Consider the following 18,057-nt stretch of genomic DNA (forward strand, 5'->3'; position numbering starts at 1 on the left):
CCCTTCATCCCTCCCCCGCAAGCGTGGGAGGGAAGACCTCGGCATCGCCGCAGTTGCCGCGCGCTTTGAGCCTGGCTCGAAGATCGCAGGGGATGCTCGATGTGGACGTCCTCCCTCCCACGCTTGCGGGGGAGGGATGAAGGGTGGGGGCAATTCTCGAGGCGGTTATTGGCCCGCTCACCCGTAGGCGGCCTGTCGCCGGCGGATCGTCGTCTGTGCCTCGGAAATGCGCAGCGCGTCGCCCAGGGTGACGATGCCGCTGGCTTCGAGCAGCCTGACGAGCCTGACGAAGACCTGCGCGGTGGCGAGCGCGTCGCCGCGCGCGCTATGGCGGTCTTCCGGGGCGATCTCGACGCCGAACCGGTCGGCCAGCGCGTCAAGGGTCAGGTCGGAATCGGCGCCCTGCAGCCAGGCGGCGAGCAGTACCGTGTCGAGCACGGGATTGTCGAAGCGCAGGCGCGCGGCGCGCTCGCCATTGGCCAGGAAGGCCATGTCGAACGCGGCGTTGTGGGCGACCAGCACCTGATCGCGGGCAAAGGCGTGAAAGCGGGTGAGCGCGGCGGGCACGGGCGGCGCGCCGGCCACCATGGCGTCGGTGATGTGATGGATGTTCGTCGAGGCGGCCGGGATCGGGCGGCCGGGATTGACGAAAAGATCGAAGATCTCGCCGGTCAGCACGCGTCCGTTGACGACGCGCACGCCGGCGATCGAGACGATCTCGTCGCCGCGGCGCGGCTCGAGCCCGGTCATCTCGCAGTCGAAGACAACGCAATACAGCTCGCTCAGCGGCGTGGCGAGGATGTCGCCCACCGGTTCGCGCTCGAACAGGTCGAAATCGTAGAACTCCGGCCGGGGACCGGGTCGATCCGCGTCCGCACGCTCGGGGGCGATGCGCGCCGCCGTATTGATCGGAAAGTCGACGATCAGCCGATTGCCGTCGAGCCGGGCGCGGGCGCGGTGGCGCTCCAGGATCGCGCGCGCGGACAGGAAGGCGGTGTCCGGATCGGCGTTCTCGGCAAGGCGAGCCTCGAGCCAGGCCGCATCCGGCGGCGTGCCGTCGATGCGCAGGCACAGCGTGCGGGCATGGCCGGTTCCGCCCGCCTCCATGTGCAGGGCGCTCGCGCCGGCCTGGCGCACCAGCGCGCCGGCAAGATGGCGCATCAGCGCGATCAGCGTTGCGCTGTCGGCATGGACGAGCACGTTCTCGCCGCTCGAGGTGACGGTGACCGGGCGTCCGGCAAAGGCCTTGCGGATGCCGGCGAACAGCCGGCCGGCGCTGACATCGGCCATCGGCCAGGCCGAGGCGATGATGTTGTCAGACGCGGTCTCGAGCCGATCGAGCGCCCGTGCGACGGCGGCGGGCGGGACGGCGCTTGCGGTCCCGGCGGCGCGCAAACCGTCGATCGCCTCGCGCAGGACGCGGTCACGTTCGAGCCCGGCGGTCAGTTCGGCGGTGATGTCGTCGAAAACCACGACGAAGCCGGCCAGCGCGTCGCCGGCCGCGTTCAGGCGCGGCGAGAGATGGCCGCGCATGGTCACCGCGCCATCGCAGGTCGAAAAGACGATGCTGACCGGGCCGCGCTCGGAGGGCGCGCCGCCGGGCCCGGCCTCGAACAGGTCGAGCGCCTCGCGAAACGGCCGGTCGTCGACGATGTTGAAGAAGTCGCGCCCCAGCCCCAGGCTGCCGATCATCACATCGGTGGAGCCGGGGTCGTCGCGGCGGAACTCCTCGACATGCAGGATCTCGACGGCACGGTGGTTGTAGAGCGTCACGCGGCCGGCCATGGTGCAGATGACAAGGCCCTGATGCAGATCGCGCAGCAACGCCTCGAGCTCGCCCTTCTGGCGGGCGGCGTCGGCCGTGGCCGCCTCGATGGCGCCCTGCGTGCGCTCGCGCGCCTGGGCCAGGGCATCGGTGACCTCGCGCGCGGCGGGAGCGAGCATGCCCAGATACTGGTCCCGCCGCTGGCTCGACAGGTTGGCGCCATCGGCGTGGGCGGCGGTCTTCAGGTCGGCTGCGATGGTGGTCAGCGGCCTTGCGAGATTGTCGTCGAACTTGAGCGCGACCCAGGTGACAAGGCCGACAATGGCGAAGGCCGCACCGCCGACGATGAGCACGACATGATCGGCCGCGCCCGGTTCGAGCCGCACCGACAGCCAGACGATCGCGGCCGTCAGTAAGACGACGCTGACCGTTCCGATCAGCGCGAAGAAGAGGGCTATGCGGGTGCGCAGGCTCAGGCGCTCCACCCAGGACATGTCCATTGCCTCCCATGGCGGCGGTGCTCGACGCGCTGCCGGACCGTAAGGGGTTTGCTGCCCGCAATGTGCCGGTTCGGCGCGCGCTCCGCCAGCCCGTCTTTGGGCCTAGAAGATCAGGCATTGCCGCCTATCGGTCGGCGGCGGCTGACAGTTGGTGGGTACAGATCACCTCGAGCAGGCGGTCGTCGGCGGACAGGTCGACCCAGGTCTCGACAAGCGGAACGCCGCGATCGTCGAACCGGGTCGTCTCGGTATGGTCGGCGCGGCGTGCGTTGTCGCAATCGATGAACTGGCGCGTTGTTACCGTGGGCGTATAGCGCTGGGCGAGGATCACCTCGGCGCGGCGCAGGCCGGGGGCGTTCTCGTTGGCCGCGATGGTGCGGGTGTCGACGACCATGAAGCGGTTGATGCGCGGGAAGACCAGCGTCCATGGCTGGATGGCGTTGGAGAATTCGCCGGTTGCGACGACGACATGGCTTTCGGGCAGGTCGGCAACGGTTCGGGCGTACCACGAGTTCTCGTTCCAGGCCATGAAGCCGAACATGGCGATGCCGGCGATCAGCGGCAGCAGGCCACGCGGCGCTCTGCGCCCGGTCAGCCGGAAGGCCATGGAGACGAGGCCGACGCTGGCGATGGCAAGCACGACCGCACCGACGATGGTCAGCAGCATGGCCGGTTCCTCGTCGACCGCGACACGAAGGCGGACGTCGCGACAGCAGCGATACCCGCCTCTGTCCCTGCGGGGCATCTCCTCCACAAGGGGGGAGCGTGCTTTGCACCGGGCGCCGGCGCGGCCAGGCAATCGCGCGTCAACATCGTTTCCCTACCTGTTCGCGCTGAGCTGGCTTGCGGCCGATTGCAGCGTCTTGACGACGGAAAAGGCGTCCTTGAGATGGTTGCGCTCGAGCGCCGAGAGGGTCTCGGGCATCATGAAATTGTCCGGCCTGTGTCCGCGCCGAATCTGGCCTGCCTGATGGGCAAGGCGCAGATCGACGATCAGGTCATAGGCGTCGACGATGTCCTGGCCGCCGGTCTTGGAAAGAACACCGTCCATGTCGCGGGCGGCAACCAGCCGCTCGCGCGTATTGACCGCCTCGATGCGCCCGGCCAGCGCGTAGGCGCGCGCCAGGTCGGTGATCGGCACGACGCCGGACATCTTCAGATCGATCGCCTTTCTGTGTTCGCCGTCGCGGACATAGGAGATGCCGCCAAACAGGCCGAGCGGCGGGGTATGCTTGAGCGAATTGGCGATCATGTGGGCGCGGAAGATGGAGTTGGCGGCGGCCTTTTCCAGCGTCTGGCGGTGAATGTCGCCGAACAGCGCGTCGTCGCCGGCGATCGGACGCAGGTCGAACATCACGCTCGCCAGCATCTGGGCCATCGGATCGGGCGTTTCGATCCAGCCGTCGAAATAGCCACGCCAGACGCGCACCGGCTGGCGCCAACGCGGATTGGTGGCCATCATGTCGCCGGGGCAGCGCACATATCCGCAGGCGTCGAGCCCGTCGCAGACAAGCTGCGCGAACCGCTCGAAAAAGGCGCCGTGGGCGGCCGCGTCATAGGCATCGGAAAGGAACAGGCAGTTGTCCTGATCGGTGGTGCCTGTCTGCTCCATGCGGCCCTGGCTGCCGCAGGCGAGCCAGAGCCAGGGCACCGGGGCCGGGCCGAGTTCGGCTTGCGCCAGCGCGATCAGCCGGCGGGTCACCGCGTCGGTCACGGCGGTCATCATGCGGCCGATCTGCTGGCCCTCGACGCCGGCGGCGACCAGATCGGCCAGCAGTTGCGGATTGCGGCCGACGACCTCGGCAAGGCCCTCGACGGTCTCGCGTCGTTCGATATCGCCGATGATGTAGACGAGCGAACTGGAATTGTGGCGGACCAAATCGGTCCGGGTGACGATGCCGACCGGCGTGCCGGCGGCGTCCGTCACAGGCAGATGGCCGATGCCATTGGCCGTCATCACCAGCATGGCGTCGACAACGGTCGCGTCGGGGCCGAGCGCATGCGGGCTGGCCGTCATGATCGTGCCGAGCGGGGTGTCGGGCGGCAGGCCGCCGGCAATCACCGAGCCGACGAGATCGCCGGCGGTGACGATCCCGCTGAGCCGGCCGTGGCCGTCGGTGACCAGCGTGCAGGAGATGTGCCGGCGCCACATCTGCTCGGCGGCGTGGCGCGCGGACGCGCTTTCGGGCAGGGCCATGGGCGCATGCGTCATCAGATCGCCCAGGCGGGTGGCGTCGACCGCCCCGGGCGCGGTCGGGGAGGGCCGGTCGCCCGGCGCAGGTATCGGGGTCGCCTGGGCGGGGAGCGTGTGTGCCGGGGTCGTCATCGCATCATCCTGCCACGATTTGGCTTGCGGGCGCAAAAGGCCCCGCCGTGGCGCGGCGAGGCCCCCTGGGTTGGCGCGGGCCGTGTCGGGTGCGGCCCGCGATCCGGTCAGTGATCGGCGGCGGCGGCGCCGGCGCCCTTGGGCACGCGGACGCTTTCGACCAGTTCCTGGATATGCCTTGGCGTTTCGGCCGTAACACGCGACACGCCGAACGCGACGGCGAAGTTGATGACCGCGCCCACCGCGCCGATGGCGGTCGACCTGATGCCCAGCATCGAGCCTTCGATCGTGTCGGGGAACATGTTGGTGCCGGGGATGAACAGCCAGCCCTTGTGCAGGAAGATGTAGACCAGCGTGAAGCTCAGGCCGGCGATCATGCCCGCGACGGCGCCGACATTGTTGATGCGCTTGAAGAATATGCCCATCATCAGCGCCGGGAAGATCGACGAAGCGGCCAGGCCGAAGGCGAGCGCCACCGTTTGCGCCGCAAAGCCGGGCGGGTTGAGGCCAAGCCATGTCGCGACGACGATCGCAACCGCCATCGAGATGCGCGCGGCGAGCAGTTCGTTGCGCTCGGATATGCCCGGATTGATGCCGCTCTTGATCAGATCGTGGCTGATCGCCGAGGAGATGGCGAGCAACAGGCCGGCCGCCGTCGACAGGGCCGCGGCAAGCCCGCCCGCCGCGATCAGGCCGATGACCCAGCCGGGCAGGTTGGCGATCTCCGGATTGGCCAGCACGAGAATGTCGCGATCGAACTTGGTCAACTCGTTGCCCTGCCAGCCGCGCTCGGCAGCCAGTTCGGCCATCTCCGGTGCGGCGTCGTTGTAGTACTGGATGCGGCCATCGTCGTTCTTGTCCTCCCAGGCGAGCAGGCCGGTCTGCTGCCAGGTGCGCATCCAGTCCTTGTCGGGGCTGGTCTGAATCGCCTCCAGCGAGACCGCTTCGCCCTGCACGCCCTGCGGCCACATGGTGTCGGTGATGTTGAGGCGCGCCATGGCACCCACGGCCGGGGCGTTGAGATACAACAGCGCAATGAAAACCAGCGTCCAGCCGGCCGACCAGCGTGCGTCGGCCACCTTGGGAACCGTGAAGAAGCGGATGATGACATGCGGCAGGCCCGCCGTGCCGATCATCAGCGAGATGGTGAACAGCAACATGTTGATCGTGTTGCCGTCATGGGCGGTGTAGGCGTCGAAGCCAAGATCGGTGATGACCTGGTTGAGCTTGGTCAGGACCGGGGTCGCCGATTCGGAGTGCTCGCTGAACAGGCCCATCGCCGGTATCGGGTTGCCCGTCAGTTGCAGCGAGATGAAGATGGCCGGAATCGTGTAGGCCGAGATCAGCACGCAGTACTGGGCGACCTGGGTATAGGTGATGCCCTTCATGCCGCCCAGGACCGCGTAGAAGAAGACCACGGCCGCCCCGATCAGAAGGCCGGTCGTGTAGTCGACCTCGAGAAAGCGCGAGAAGGCGACGCCGACGCCGGTCATCTGGCCGATGACATAGGTGACCGACACGACGATGAGGCAGACGACGGCGACGACGCGGGCCGTCTGCGAGTAGAACCGGTCGCCGATGAACTCGGGCACGGTGAACTTGCCGAACTTGCGCAGGTAGGGCGCCAGCAGCATGGCAAGCAGGACGAAGCCGCCCGTCCAGCCCATCAGAAAGGTGGAGTTGTCATAGCCGACAAAGGCGATCAGGCCGGCCATGGATATGAAGGAGGCCGCCGACATCCAGTCGGCCGCCGTCGCCATGCCGTTGGTGACGGGATGAACGCCGCGGCCGGCGGCGTAGAACTCGCTCGTCGATCCGGCACGGGCCCAGATGGCAATGCCGATATAGAGCGCAAACGAGGCGCCGACGAAGATCAGGTTGAGTACATATTGGTCCATGATGAAATCCTTGCGGCGGTCAAGCCGCTATTCTTCGACGCCGAACTTGCGGTCGAGGGCATTCATGCGCCACGCATAGAAGAAGATCAGCGCCACGAAGACGAGGATCGAACCCTGCTGGGCGAACCAGAATCCCAGATCGGTCCCGCCGATCTTGATTCCCGACAGCAGCGGGCGCAGCAAAATGCCGAAACCAAAGGAGACGAGTGCCCAGATCGCCAGGCAGACGCCGATGAGACGCAGGTTGGCCGACCAGTAACCGTCCGCCGATTCGGTGTTTTCACTCATGAGCCAAACCTCCCCAAGTGAATGTCAAGTGAAGGGGTCGCCGAAAACCACGCACCGGCACACGCTCGGCGCTTCGTGCCCGAAGCCCGTTCTTGCCGATGCGGGATCCTCCCAAGACCCCCGGGTCATGTCGCGAAATGGCCTGTGGCCGCCTTCGCTCGCGCCACGGTGCCGCCCAATTGGCTTCAAGGCGGGACAGTGCTGGCTGGGCGGCATATCAGTCAGGCGACCGTCTCTTCTCAACACTACTTATTGCTAAGCGCCTTTCGCAGGTTGGCGCCAGGAGGTCGTTTCGCCTGCAATTTGAACGACTTGAGCCAGGTATGAGAAGCCGCTAACACTTTGGGCCCGCACCGTTCGTCGTAGATCGGTTCGCCGATGCCTGCGGCATTACCGGGCCGACCGCCGGCGCGGCGGGGAAATACGGGTCGGAGTCGCGGTATTGTCACACTGGGCAAGTAGCTAGCCCCGCAAATCGAATTGGGCTGTGATTCGTCGTCATGCGCTATGCCGTCTACTACACGCCGCCGCGCGATCACGATCTGACCGTCGCCGCCGCTCAATGGCTTGGCCGCGATGCGTTTTCCGGGCTTGCGCTTCCGGCGACCGGCATCGGCGCGCTGGGGGCGGGGGCGCAGGCCTACTATACCGCCGCGCCGCGCCGCTACGGATTTCACGCCACGCTCAAGGCGCCGTTCCGGCTGGCCGAGCACGCCACCGAAGGCGACCTTCTGGCCGGGCTCGAGGGGTTCTGCGCGGGCCTGCGGCCGGTGGCGGTCGAGCGCTTGCGGATCGGGCTGCTGGGCGGGTTCTTCGCGCTCGTGACGATGCAGGAAAACGGCCGACTGAACGATCTGGCCAATCGGGTCGTGGCCAATCTGGACAAGTTCCGCGCGCCGCTGACCGATGCCGAACTCGAGCGCCGCCGCCCCGAGCGCATGTCGCGCACCGAACTGCGCAATCTTTACAATTGGGGCTACCCGTACGTCTTCGACGCATTCCACTTCCACATGACGCTGACCGGGCATGTGGAGGAGCATGAGCGCGACCGGGTCTCGACGGCGCTGCGCCGGCATTTCGGCGTGCTGCCCGATAACGGGGTGATGGTCGACCGGCTGACGCTGTTCGTCGAGCGCGAACCGGGCGCGCCGTTCGAGGTGCACTCGGTGCACCGCTTCGAGCCGGCCGCACAGCGCGCGCTGGCCTAGAGCGGGCGTCAGCTCCGCTAGCCGTAAAGCGCGCGCACAGCGAAAAGGCTCAGCACCGGAAACGCCGCAAGGATGGCCACGCGCAGCAGATCGGCGGCGACGAACATGGCGACGCCGCGATAGGTCGCCGAAAGCGGCACGTCGCCGGCCATCTTGTTGATGACGAACAGGTTCAGCCCCACCGGCGGGGTGATCAGGCCGACCTCGACCACGATCAGGACGAGAATGCCGAACCACAGCGCGAATTCCTCCGGTCCCAGACCCAGATCGAGCGCGGACAGGACCGGAAAGACGATCGGCACGGTCAGCAGGATCATCGACAGCGAATCCATCACGCAGCCGAAGACCAGATAGACCGCGAGCACCAGGGCGAGGACCAGCCAGGGGCTTATGCCGGCCGACTCGATGAAGCCGGCCGCCTCCTGCGGCAGCTGCGTCAGCGCCAGAAAGCCGTTGAAGACCGCCGCGCCCAGGATGATGAAGAAGATCATGGCGGTGGATGATGCGGTCTCGAGCAGGCTCGCCTTGAGGTTCGCCCAGCCGAGCGCGCCATTGAGCAGCGCGATCAGCCCGGTGCCGAAGGCGCCGATGGCCGCCGCCTCGGTCGGGGTGAAGACGCCCAGATAGATGCCGCCGACAACGGCGATAAAGACCACCAGCACCGGCCAGACCGCGACCAGCACGGCAAGGCGCTCGGCCATGCCGGCGCGCATGCGGGGGCGGTGGCTGTCGGGATGGAGCCGGACATGAAGCGCGATGGCGCTCATGTAGAAGACGGCCGCCAGCAGGCCGGGCACCAGGGCCGCGATGAACAGCTTGGCGATGTTCTGCTCGGTGAGCACCGCATAGATGACCAGGATCACCGAAGGCGGAATCAATATGCCCAGCGTGCCGCCGGCGGCGAGCGTGCCCGTCGACAGTGCGCCCGAATAGCCGTGGCGCTTGAGCTCGGGCAGGGCGACCTTGCCCATGGTGGCGGCGGTGGCGAGCGAGGAGCCGCAAATGGCGCCGAAGCCGGCGCAGGCGCCGATGGCCGCCATGGCGACGCCGCCCTTGCGATGGCCGAGCCAGGTCTCGGCGGCGGCGAACAGCGCGCGGCTCATTCCGCCCAGCGTCGCGAACTGCCCCATCAGCAGGAACAGCGGAACGATCGACAGGGCGTGGCTGGAAAAGGTCGAATAGGTCAGCGTCTTGAGCTGGCCCAGGATCATGGCGGGCGACGCGTTGATCAGCCAGGAGCCGCCAAGCCCGACCAGGAACATGGCAAGGCCGATCGGCATGCGCAGGAAGATCAGCACAAGCAGGACCGGAAACGACCACAGCCCGATCTGCAGGTCGCTCATGGCGCGGGCCGGGCGGCCTGCCGGCCGGCAAGGGTGCTGAACGAGCGCACCACGCACCACATGGAGACGGCGACGAAGACCACGGATGCGAAAAAGGCCGCCGCATAGGCCCACCATAGCGGCCATTGCAGGATGAAGGTGGTCTCGCCGAAGGCGCGCTTGTCGGCAAGGCCCAGCCAGAGCCGCCAGGTGATCAGCACCGCCACCGCCATGAAGGCGAGATCGGCCGCCGCATCGAGAACGGCGCGCGCGCGCCGGGGAAGGCGCGCGGTGAAGACCTCCACGCGCGCATGGCCGCCGGTGATCTGGCACCAGGGCAGGAAGGCGAAGACGGCAAAAGCCGTGCCCATCTCGACCAGCTCGAAATCCCCGGGCACCGGGCCGAGACCGGCGACGATGAGCGCCCGGCCCGTCACCGAGGCGGTGGTCATCACAACCAGCGCGACCAGCACCGCGCCGCCGGCCAGCGCCATTGCGGCGGCGATCTGATGCATGAGCCGATCGATGCGGCGATAAAGGGTCACGCGTCCTCCGGGCATGGGCGTGCGGGCAGGGTTATCCGATGTGCGCGCCCGCGCAAAGCGCATCGGGGCGGCGCGCTTGTCGCATGTGGGACCGTGCGCGGTCGGGCAGGGCGTGACGTGTCGCGCTGGGCCGCTGCGGTTGACCGATAAAGCTGGTTGCAATACTCCACTTTGTCGACGCAAGCTTGGTCGTGTTCCGTTGCACAATTTCACCCTGAAAGCCTTCGCCTGGCTGATCGCCGCGCTCTGCATCCTGCCGATCGTCGCCGTCGGCGTGTCGGCGGCCGGAGGAAGCTGGGAAACCTGGGCCGGCCTGGCCGGCACGGTGCTGCCACGCTATGTCTGGGCGACGGTGCAACTGGTCGTGCTGGTCGGTCTGGGCACGGCCATGGTCGGCACCGGCGCGGCCTGGCTGGTCACGCTGTGCCAGTTCCCCGGGCGGCGCGTCTTCGAGATCCTGCTCGCCCTGCCGCTCGCCTTTCCGGCCTATGTGCTGGCCTATGCCTATACCGATCTGCTCGACCATCCGGGCGCGGTGCAGACGGCGCTGCGCGCGGTGACCGGCTGGGGGCCGCGGGACTACTGGTTCCCGGAAATCCGGTCGCTGCCCGGCGCGGCGCTGATGCTGATCTTCGTGCTTTACCCATACGTCTACCTTCTGGCGCGGGCGGCGTTCCTGCGCCAGTCGCCGACGGCCTATTTCGCCGCGCGCACGCTGGGTCACTCGCCGTGGAGCGCGTTTTTCCGGGTGTCGCTGCCGGTGGCGCGGCCGGCCATCGCCGGCGGCGTGATCCTGGCGCTGATGGAGACGGTCGCCGATTTCGGCACGGTGGCCCATTTCGGCGTGCAGACCTTCGCCACCGGCATCTACCAGGCCTGGTTCTCGATGGGCGACCGGCCGGCTGCGGCGCAGCTTGCCTTCTGCCTGATGCTGGTGGCGCTGTTTCTGGTCTTTCTCGAACGCATCGAACGCGGGGCGCGCAGGCATCACGAGGCCGGCCGCCGGGTCGAGGCGATGGCGCCGCATTTCCTTTCGGGCTGGCGGGCGGCCGGGGCGATCGCCCTGTGCGCGGTGCCCGTGCTGGCCGGTTTCGCGGTTCCGCTCGCGGTCTTGTTCGACATGGCGGTCACCTCGGGCCAGTCGCCCTTCACCGAGCGCTATATCGGCTTTGTGCGCAATTCGCTGTCGGTGTCCTTCGTCGCCGCGGTGGTCACCGTGGCGGCGGCGGTGCTGGTGGGCTATTTCGTCCGGCTCAGCCCCGGCCGGCTCGCCAACACGGCCAAGACGGTCGCCGGCATGGGATATGCGATCCCCGGCGGGGTGATCGCGGTCGGCGTGCTGGTGCCGTTCGCCGCCTTCGACAATGCGCTGGACGCTTTCATGCGCGCACGCTTCGACGTCTCCACGGGCCTGCTGCTGACCGGTTCGATCGCGGTGCTGGTGTTTGCCTATATGGTGCGGTTCATGGCGGTGGCGCTGTCGTCCTTCGACACCGGCATGAGCCAGATCAAGCCGAGCGTGGACGCGGTCGCGCGCACGCTGGGCGCTTCGACCGGGCGCATGCTGTGGCGCGTGCATCTGCCGCTGATGCGCGCCTCGCTGCTGACCGGGTTCCTGATCGTCTTCGTCGACGTGATGAAAGAGTTGCCGGCGACGCTGATCCTGCGGCCGTTCAACTTCGACACGCTCGCCGTGCAGGCCTACCGGCTGGCCTCGGACGAGCGGCTGGCGCAGGCGGCCGTGCCGTCCCTGATCATCGTCGGCTTCGGGCTCTTGCCGGTGATCATCCTGTGCCGGACGATCGCAAGGGAGCGCCCGCGCCACCACTCGGAGCTTCCCGCCGCGCTCGCCGATCCCTACGCGGCGCCCGAACCCGAAGAGCAAAGGGCGATGTGAGGCAAGGTTGACCCCACCCTTCCTCCCCCGCTTGCAAGTCGGGGATGAAGGGGGTCAAGGGCTGCGGCCTGGACGGAAGCCCACAAGCAAAAAAGGCCCGCACGGCCGAAGCACGTGCGGGCAGCGAGGACAGACCGGCCTCGGGGAGAAACCGGCCATCCGGAGGACCGTTACTCCCAGCCGACCTCGTTGAAGATCTGCTGCGCGGTGGCGACATGCTTTGCCACCTCGGACAGATCGACATCGTCGGGCTTGAAGAAACCGAGTTCGGCAACCGAGGGCGACAGGGCGACGCCCGGCACGGCGGGATACTCGTCATTGCCGGCGGAGAAGTACTCCTGCGCCTGGTCGGATGCCAGATATTCAAGGAAGCGGATCGCGTTCTCGCGGTTGGGCGCGTTCGCCGCCACACCGCCGCCGGACAGGTTCATGTGGGCACCATAGCTGTCCTGGTTGGGGAAGACCCAGCCGATCATGTCGAGCGAATCCGACAGTCCCTCGACATCCTTGCGGATGGCACGGCCGAAATAATAGGTGTTCGACATGGCGATGTCGCACTCGCCCGAAACGATGCCGCGGAGCTGATCGGTGTCGCCGCCCTGCGGGTCGCGGGCGAAGTTGTCGACGACATCCTGCGCCCATTGCCGCGCCGCTTCCTCGCCCTCGTGCTCGATGATGGCGGCGAGAATGGTCTGCGAATAGACGTTGGTGCCCGAGCGGATGCAGACCATGCCCTCATAGGCGTCATCGGCCAGGTCGGCATAGGTCTGGGGCGGGTTCTCGACATCGTTCTTGTCGTAGAACAGGATGCGGGCGCGCTGGGAAAAGCCGAACCACTGGTTGTCCTCGTCCTGCAGATAGGACGGTATGCGCCGCTCCAGCACATCGGACTCGATCGACTGCAGAAGGCCCATGTCCTTGGCGCGTTCCAGGCGCGAGGTGTCGACCGTCAGCAGCACGTCGGCAGGCGAGTTGGCGCCCTCGGCCTCCATGCGGGCGAGCAGTTCGTCCGCATTGCCCTCGATGCGGTTGATGGTGATGCCGGTCATCTCCTCGAAATCGGAATAGAGCCGTTCGTCGGTGTCATAGTGGCGCGAGGAATAAAGGTTCAACTCGCCATCGGCGAAGGCGACCGAGCCGGCCGGTACCACCATGGCCGAAGCTAGCAGGGCAACCGTGAGGGATTTGAGGGGCGGCATGGATCACTCCTTTAACCTGATTGATGCGGTCATGTTTTTCTCGATGCGGCTTGCCTTTGTCAATGCGTGCGCGACATAAAGTGGACAATTTTTGGAAGTTTTTTCTGGAATGATTCCAACCTGTTCCGTTTCCATGCTATGGATGGGCCCATGAAACTGACCAAGCAGACCGATTACGCCTTTCGGATCCTGATGTTCTGCGCTGCCAGCGGCGACGGGCTGAGCCGCGTGGCCGACATTTCGCGCGCCTATGGTGCCTCCGAGCCGTTCCTGTTCAAGATCCTGCACCCGCTGGTCGAGGGCGGGGTGGTTCAGACCGTGCGTGGCCGCAATGGCGGCATTCGGCTGGCGCGGCCGGCCAGCGAGATCACGCTCGCCGAGGTGGTGCGGCTGACCGAGGACAATTTCACCATGGCCGAGTGTTTCGACCTCGACGATGCCGATTGTCCGCTGATCGACAATTGCCGGCTGACATCGGCACTGCGCGAGGCGCTGGATGCATTCCTGGCGGTGCTCGACAAGTACACGATCGACGATCTGGCCCGGCCGAGCGCGGCGGTGATGAATCTCGTCGCGATGATCGAGGCGGGCCCGCCAACGGGGGCAAAACAGCCTTCATGACCGATCGACCGCGCCGCGCGCTCGTGCCGTCGAGGCGGGGCGACGGTTGACGGCGGGCTGATACATCAATAAATCATGAAGCATTGATATATTGGAGTGCTTCATGGCCAGCCTCACGCGGCGCCTGGGCGCCGAGTTCGTCGGCACCGCCTTCCTGCTTGCCACGGTCGTGGGTTCGGGCATCATGGCCGAGCGCCTGGCCGACGGAAACGTCGCCATCGCGCTTTTGGGCAACACGATACCGACAGGGGCGATCCTGGTCGTGCTGATCACCATGTTCGGCCCCGTCTCGGGCGCCCATTTCAACCCCGCCGTCACCATCGCCTTTGCGCTGCGCGGCGAACTGGACCGTGGGGACGGGCTGGCCTTCATTGCCGCACAACTGATCGGCGGCATTGTCGGCGTGTGGGCGGCGCATCTGATGTTTGCCGAAACGCTGATCCAATTCTCCCAGACCGCGCGCACCGGGCCGGCGCAATGGTTCGCCGAATGGGTCGCCGCCTTCGGCCTGGTGCTGACCATCCTGGTGACGCTGAAGAGCCGACCGCAGGCCGTCGCCATGGCCGTGGGGCTCTACATCACCGCGGCCTACTGGTTCACCGCCTCGACCTCGTTCGCCAATCCGGCGGTGACGGTGGCGCGCGGGCTGTCGGACACCTTTGCCGGCATCCGCCCCGTCGACGTGCCGATGTTCGTCGTCATGCAGGTGGCTGGCGGCGTCTGCGCGCTGGCCGTGGCGCGGTTTCTGCTCGACGAGCGCGCCGAACGCGCATAGGAGACACGGCGCGCGGCCTCGGCCGCCGTCACACGGCCTTTGCACGCGATCTGCGATTGATGATAGCAAGCCCAAAGCGCTTTGGCATCGGCGCCGCACGGCCGCCCAAGGGCATGAACAAAGGGCATGAACAAAGCGCATGGACAAAGGGCGTGAGCACAGGGGGGAGGAGATGGGCGACTTCGTTCTCGCCATCGATCAGGGCACGACATCGTCGCGGGCGATCGTGTTTGCCAAGGACCAGACGATCGCCGGCATCGACCAGCAGGAGTTTCCGCAGCATTTTCCGCGCTCGGGCTGGGTCGAGCACGACCTTGAGGACATCTGGCGCACCGTTGTCGAGACCTGCAAGGGCGCGATCGCCGATGCCGGGATCGCGCCATCGGATATCGCCGCGATCGGCATCACCAACCAGCGCGAGACGGTGGCGATGTGGGACCGGAGGACGGGCGAGCCCGTCGGCAAGGCGATCGTGTGGCAGGACCGGCGCACGTCGGCGCTGTGCGACCGATTCAAGCAAGAGGGCCATGAGCCTGAATTCACTGCGAAAACCGGCCTTCTGCTCGACCCGTATTTCTCGGGCACCAAGGTCAAGTGGATGCTCGACACCATCGACGGTCTGCGCGCGCGCGCCGAAGCGGGCGAGGTCGTCTTCGGCACGATCGACAGCTTCCTGATCTGGCGGCTGACGGGCGGGGCGCGTCATGTCACCGATGCGACCAATGCGGCGCGCACGCTGATGTACAATATCGCCGAGAACCGCTGGGACGAGGACTTGCTCGCGCTTTTTGGCGTGCCATCGCTCATGCTGCCGCAGGTGCTCGACTGCGCCGCCGATTTCGGCATGGCGCGGGCCGACATACTGGGTGCGCAGATCCCGATCTACGGGGTCGCCGGCGACCAGCAGGCGGCGACGATCGGCAATGCCTGCTTTTCGCCCGGCATGGTCAAGTCGACCTACGGCACGGGCTGTTTCGCGCTTCTGAACACCGGGCCCGACCGGGTGCCCTCCAAGAACCGGCTTCTGACGACCATCGCCTACCGGCTCGATGGCGAGACCACCTATGCGCTGGAGGGCTCGATCTTCATGGCCGGCGCCACGGTGCAGTGGCTGCGCGACGAACTCAGGCTCGTCGACAACGCCGCCCAGAGCGGCGAACTGGCGGTCAGGGCCGATCCCGAGCAGGATGTCTATCTGGTGCCGGCCTTTGTCGGTCTGGGCGCGCCGCACTGGGATGCCGAGGCGCGCGGGGCGATGTTCGGGCTGACGCGGGCCACCGGGGCCGAGGAGATCGCGGCGGCCACTCTGGAAGCGGTCTGCTATCAGACATGCGATCTGGTCGAGGCCATGCACGGCGACTGGCCGGAGGCGGAAGGCGCCGAGACAACGCTGCGCGTCGATGGCGGCATGGTCGCCTCGGACTGGACGATGCAGCGTCTCGCCGACCTGCTCGACGCGCCCGTCGACCGGCCGATGATGCTGGAGACCACGGCGCTGGGCGTGGCTTGGCTCGCCGGCAGCCGGGCGGGCGTCTGGCCCGACCGGGAGGGCTTTGCCGCCACCTGGGCGCGCGACCGCAGGTTCACGCCGCAGATGGACGAAGCGACGCGCGCGCGCAAGCTGGCAGGCTGGCGCGATGCGGTCTCGCGCACGCTGACCCGGCGGTGAGCGCGCCGGCCAACAGCGTCACCCTGATCGGCTCCAAGGGCGGGCCGGCGATCTATCCGGGTGTGCCGCGCATGCCAACGTCGACGCTGGTGCGGCTTGGCGGGCAGAGTGTCGTCATCGACTGCGGCCTGGGGGTCACGCGCGGGCTGGTCGATGCGGGCATGGCCCTGCGCGATCTGGCCGCGGTCATCGTCACGCATCTGCATTCCGATCACTATCTGGAATTCGGCCCGCTCATGCACACCGCCTGGACGGCCGGGCTGAAGAGGCCCGTGGCCGTGTTCGGCCCGGTCGGGCTCGCCGCCTGCTGGCAGGCCTTTGTTGAATCCATGGCCTTCGACATCACCACCCGCATGGCCGATGAAGGCCGGCCGGACCTTGCCGCGCTGGTTCGCCTGGAGGCGATGGACGAGGGGCTTTTCGCACGGATCGGCGATGTTCGCGTTTCCGGGCTGCTGAACCGGCATCCGCCGATCACCGAGAGCTATGCGCTGAAACTGGCGGCCGGCGGCAAGGTGGTGGTGCTGTCCGGCGATACGGCGCCGTTCGACAGCCTTGCCGACTTCGCGCGCGGCGCGGACCTGCTCATACACGAGGCGATGATCGGCGAGGGCATCGACCGGCTGGTGGCGCGCGTGGGCAATGGAGACCGGCTCGGGCAGCATCTGCGCGCCAGCCACACCGAGGCGCGTGACGTCGGCCGGCTGGCGGCAAGAGCGGACGTCAAGGCGCTGGCGCTCAACCATCTGATTCCGGTCGACGATCCGGCGATCGGCAGTGGTGACTGGGAACGCGCGGTGCGCGCCGGCGGCTATGAAGGCCTGCTGCATGTGGGCGAAGACGGGGTGGTGATCGGGATTTGAAGCAGCTAAGACTCGGCTCTTCGCCAGGGACGGGCTTGGTAATGCTCATTGATTTCGACGATGAACTCTTTTCCGAATTCACGGATTGGTTCGATCGGCTCGCCTATGATCAGCCTGTCATTGCCGATCAACTGCGCGCCTGCCTCGCCGATCTGATGAACGGCGGCGAAATTAGAACGGAATATTTGCGTGGTGACGAATCGGTCAGCGTCTATCTCGTGCCGCGGCGCCATTTGCTGGCGAAGACGGATGGTACCGGTATTCTGCTGCATGTCGACCGTCGTGGTATCGCCGTCCGGTTCAGCGTGCTCTCGTTTGATCTTTCTTCGGTCCATGCGGTCGATGAAGCCGTTGGCAGGATCATCCTGATGATCGAGCGCGAGCTTGGGATTTGATGCATCGTCGTTTGGTTTCGGCGCATTTGCTCGACGGGACTTTGAGAGGCATATCGAATGTGATATATGTGAGGCCATGGCCAAGCTGACGACCGAACATGCCATCGAACGGCAAGACGACCGGCCCGTCCGTGCACGTCCGAGCGCTGATGCCGCCGGACGGTCCCGTCTGCGCGATTATTTGACGACGCTCGACGACCGTTTTCCTCAAGTGGCCGAAGCACAAGCGGTGCGCGAACGCGCCGAGCAGGGCGCGCGCTCGATCATTGGCGCGCTGGCACAGGAGCGGGCCCGCCGCGAGATCAGCCAGGTGGCGGTCGCACGGGCGATGCAGACCTCCCAGTCGGCCGTTTCGCGACTGGAATCGGGGTCCGTCGATGTCGGCCTTGAGACGCTGCTTCGCTATGCGATGGCGATCGGACTCGATCCGGCCGACGTCTTCGCCCTGAATGCCGCCGCGCCGGCGGCGAAGGACATGATGGAGCGTCCGTGATGCTGGACGCATCGGCCTTGTCGGGACTGATCGGGTCGCTCTGCCTGTTCGTGCCACCATTCAGAGATCAGCTTTCTCGTCTCAGGATCAAGCGAACGCGCAACCGTGAGGCGCCTTTGCGTCCGGATGGACAGGCGGTCCCGGATACCATGGCCCGGCGCTTCGCCCGGCTCGGCGAGGCGATCGCCAACGGATACGATCGCGAGCGCAACAGCTTCTCGGCACAGGACACGCTTCTGATGGCAATCGGAGCGCTGCTGCTGGCGGTGTCATACGGCCTTTCGGGTTAGCGA

Annotated in this window: 17 protein-coding genes; 9 read left to right on the forward strand and 8 right to left on the reverse strand. The window is 66.8% G+C overall.

What is annotated here, in order from left to right:
* Window positions 1-177: 177 nt before the first annotated feature.
* From RBB34_RS13085 to RBB34_RS13105, 5 genes are all read right to left on the reverse strand, one after another.
* Window positions 178-2,259 carry a 3'-5' exonuclease gene (locus RBB34_RS13085; RefSeq protein ID WP_306119673.1) on the reverse strand — a complete coding sequence of 694 codons (2,082 nt, stop codon included), beginning with the start codon at window positions 2,257-2,259 and terminating at the stop codon, window positions 178-180.
* A gap of 130 nt (window positions 2,260-2,389) precedes the next feature.
* Window positions 2,390-2,932: a hypothetical protein gene (locus RBB34_RS13090; protein WP_306119674.1), complete on the reverse strand. Its 543-nt coding sequence runs from the start codon at window positions 2,930-2,932 to the stop codon at window positions 2,390-2,392.
* A 153-nt stretch (window positions 2,933-3,085) separates the two neighbouring features.
* Window positions 3,086-4,591 carry a DUF294 nucleotidyltransferase-like domain-containing protein gene (locus RBB34_RS13095; RefSeq protein WP_306119675.1) on the reverse strand — a complete coding sequence of 502 codons (1,506 nt, stop codon included), beginning with the start codon at window positions 4,589-4,591 and terminating at the stop codon, window positions 3,086-3,088.
* A gap of 107 nt (window positions 4,592-4,698) precedes the next feature.
* Window positions 4,699-6,489 (reverse strand): sodium:solute symporter family protein, encoded by a 1,791-nt coding sequence (locus tag RBB34_RS13100; RefSeq protein WP_306119676.1) that lies wholly within the window; start codon window positions 6,487-6,489, stop codon window positions 4,699-4,701.
* 27 nt (window positions 6,490-6,516) lie between these two features.
* Entirely contained in the window at window positions 6,517-6,777 is a 261-nt protein-coding gene (locus tag RBB34_RS13105; protein WP_306119677.1) for a DUF4212 domain-containing protein, read from the reverse strand.
* A gap of 500 nt (window positions 6,778-7,277) precedes the next feature.
* Between RBB34_RS13105 and RBB34_RS13110 the strand changes: the two genes are divergently transcribed.
* Window positions 7,278-7,985 carry a DUF1045 domain-containing protein gene (locus RBB34_RS13110; RefSeq protein WP_306119678.1) on the forward strand — a complete coding sequence of 236 codons (708 nt, stop codon included), beginning with the start codon at window positions 7,278-7,280 and terminating at the stop codon, window positions 7,983-7,985.
* A gap of 17 nt (window positions 7,986-8,002) precedes the next feature.
* Here RBB34_RS13110 and RBB34_RS13115 read toward each other — a convergent pair whose 3' ends face one another.
* Entirely contained in the window at window positions 8,003-9,328 is a 1,326-nt protein-coding gene (locus RBB34_RS13115) for a TRAP transporter large permease (protein ID WP_306119679.1), read from the reverse strand.
* A complete protein-coding gene (locus tag RBB34_RS13120; RefSeq protein WP_306119680.1) occupies window positions 9,325-9,852 on the reverse strand; it encodes a TRAP transporter small permease subunit in 528 nt (175 codons plus the stop codon). Before RBB34_RS13120 ends, RBB34_RS13115 begins: the two co-directional genes overlap by 4 nt.
* A 199-nt stretch (window positions 9,853-10,051) precedes the next feature.
* Between RBB34_RS13120 and RBB34_RS13125 the strand changes: the two genes are divergently transcribed.
* Window positions 10,052-11,749 (forward strand): iron ABC transporter permease, encoded by a 1,698-nt coding sequence (locus RBB34_RS13125; RefSeq protein ID WP_306119681.1) that lies wholly within the window; start codon window positions 10,052-10,054, stop codon window positions 11,747-11,749.
* Between the two features lie 170 nt (window positions 11,750-11,919).
* Here the strand turns inward: RBB34_RS13125 and RBB34_RS13130 are convergent, their stop codons facing one another.
* Window positions 11,920-12,948, reverse strand: coding sequence for an extracellular solute-binding protein (locus tag RBB34_RS13130; RefSeq protein ID WP_306119682.1), 1,029 nt, complete (start codon window positions 12,946-12,948; stop codon window positions 11,920-11,922).
* Window positions 12,949-13,098: 150 nt separating this feature from the next.
* Here RBB34_RS13130 and rirA point away from each other — a divergent pair, with 150 nt between their 5' ends.
* The 7 genes from rirA (at window position 13,099) to RBB34_RS13165 (ending at window position 18,054) form a co-directional block, all read left to right on the forward strand.
* The gene (gene rirA, locus RBB34_RS13135) at window positions 13,099-13,569 is read left to right on the forward strand and encodes an iron-responsive transcriptional regulator RirA (RefSeq protein ID WP_306119683.1); all 471 of its coding nucleotides are present in this window, start codon (window positions 13,099-13,101) and stop codon (window positions 13,567-13,569) included.
* Window positions 13,570-13,672: 103 nt separating this feature from the next.
* Entirely contained in the window at window positions 13,673-14,344 is a 672-nt protein-coding gene (locus RBB34_RS13140) for an MIP/aquaporin family protein (RefSeq protein ID WP_306119684.1), read from the forward strand.
* Between the two features lie 172 nt (window positions 14,345-14,516).
* Window positions 14,517-16,013, forward strand: coding sequence for a glycerol kinase GlpK (gene glpK / locus RBB34_RS13145; protein WP_306119752.1), 1,497 nt, complete (start codon window positions 14,517-14,519; stop codon window positions 16,011-16,013).
* Window positions 16,010-16,876 (forward strand): MBL fold metallo-hydrolase, encoded by an 867-nt coding sequence (locus tag RBB34_RS13150; RefSeq protein ID WP_306119685.1) that lies wholly within the window; start codon window positions 16,010-16,012, stop codon window positions 16,874-16,876. The genes glpK and RBB34_RS13150 overlap by 4 nt, the downstream gene beginning before the upstream one ends.
* 41 nt (window positions 16,877-16,917) lie before the next feature.
* Complete coding sequence (locus RBB34_RS13155; RefSeq protein WP_306119686.1) at window positions 16,918-17,271, forward strand: hypothetical protein; 354 nt, start codon at window positions 16,918-16,920, stop codon at window positions 17,269-17,271.
* Entirely contained in the window at window positions 17,261-17,764 is a 504-nt protein-coding gene (locus RBB34_RS13160; protein ID WP_306119687.1) for a helix-turn-helix transcriptional regulator, read from the forward strand. Before RBB34_RS13155 ends, RBB34_RS13160 begins: the two co-directional genes overlap by 11 nt.
* The gene (locus RBB34_RS13165; RefSeq protein WP_306119688.1) at window positions 17,764-18,054 is read left to right on the forward strand and encodes a hypothetical protein; all 291 of its coding nucleotides are present in this window, start codon (window positions 17,764-17,766) and stop codon (window positions 18,052-18,054) included. The genes RBB34_RS13160 and RBB34_RS13165 overlap by 1 nt, the downstream gene beginning before the upstream one ends.
* The last annotated feature ends 3 nt before the right edge of the window (window positions 18,055-18,057 follow it).

This window comes from Roseitalea sp. MMSF_3546, from assembly GCF_030732865.1.
Classification (GTDB): Bacteria; Pseudomonadota; Alphaproteobacteria; order Rhizobiales; family Rhizobiaceae; genus Roseitalea.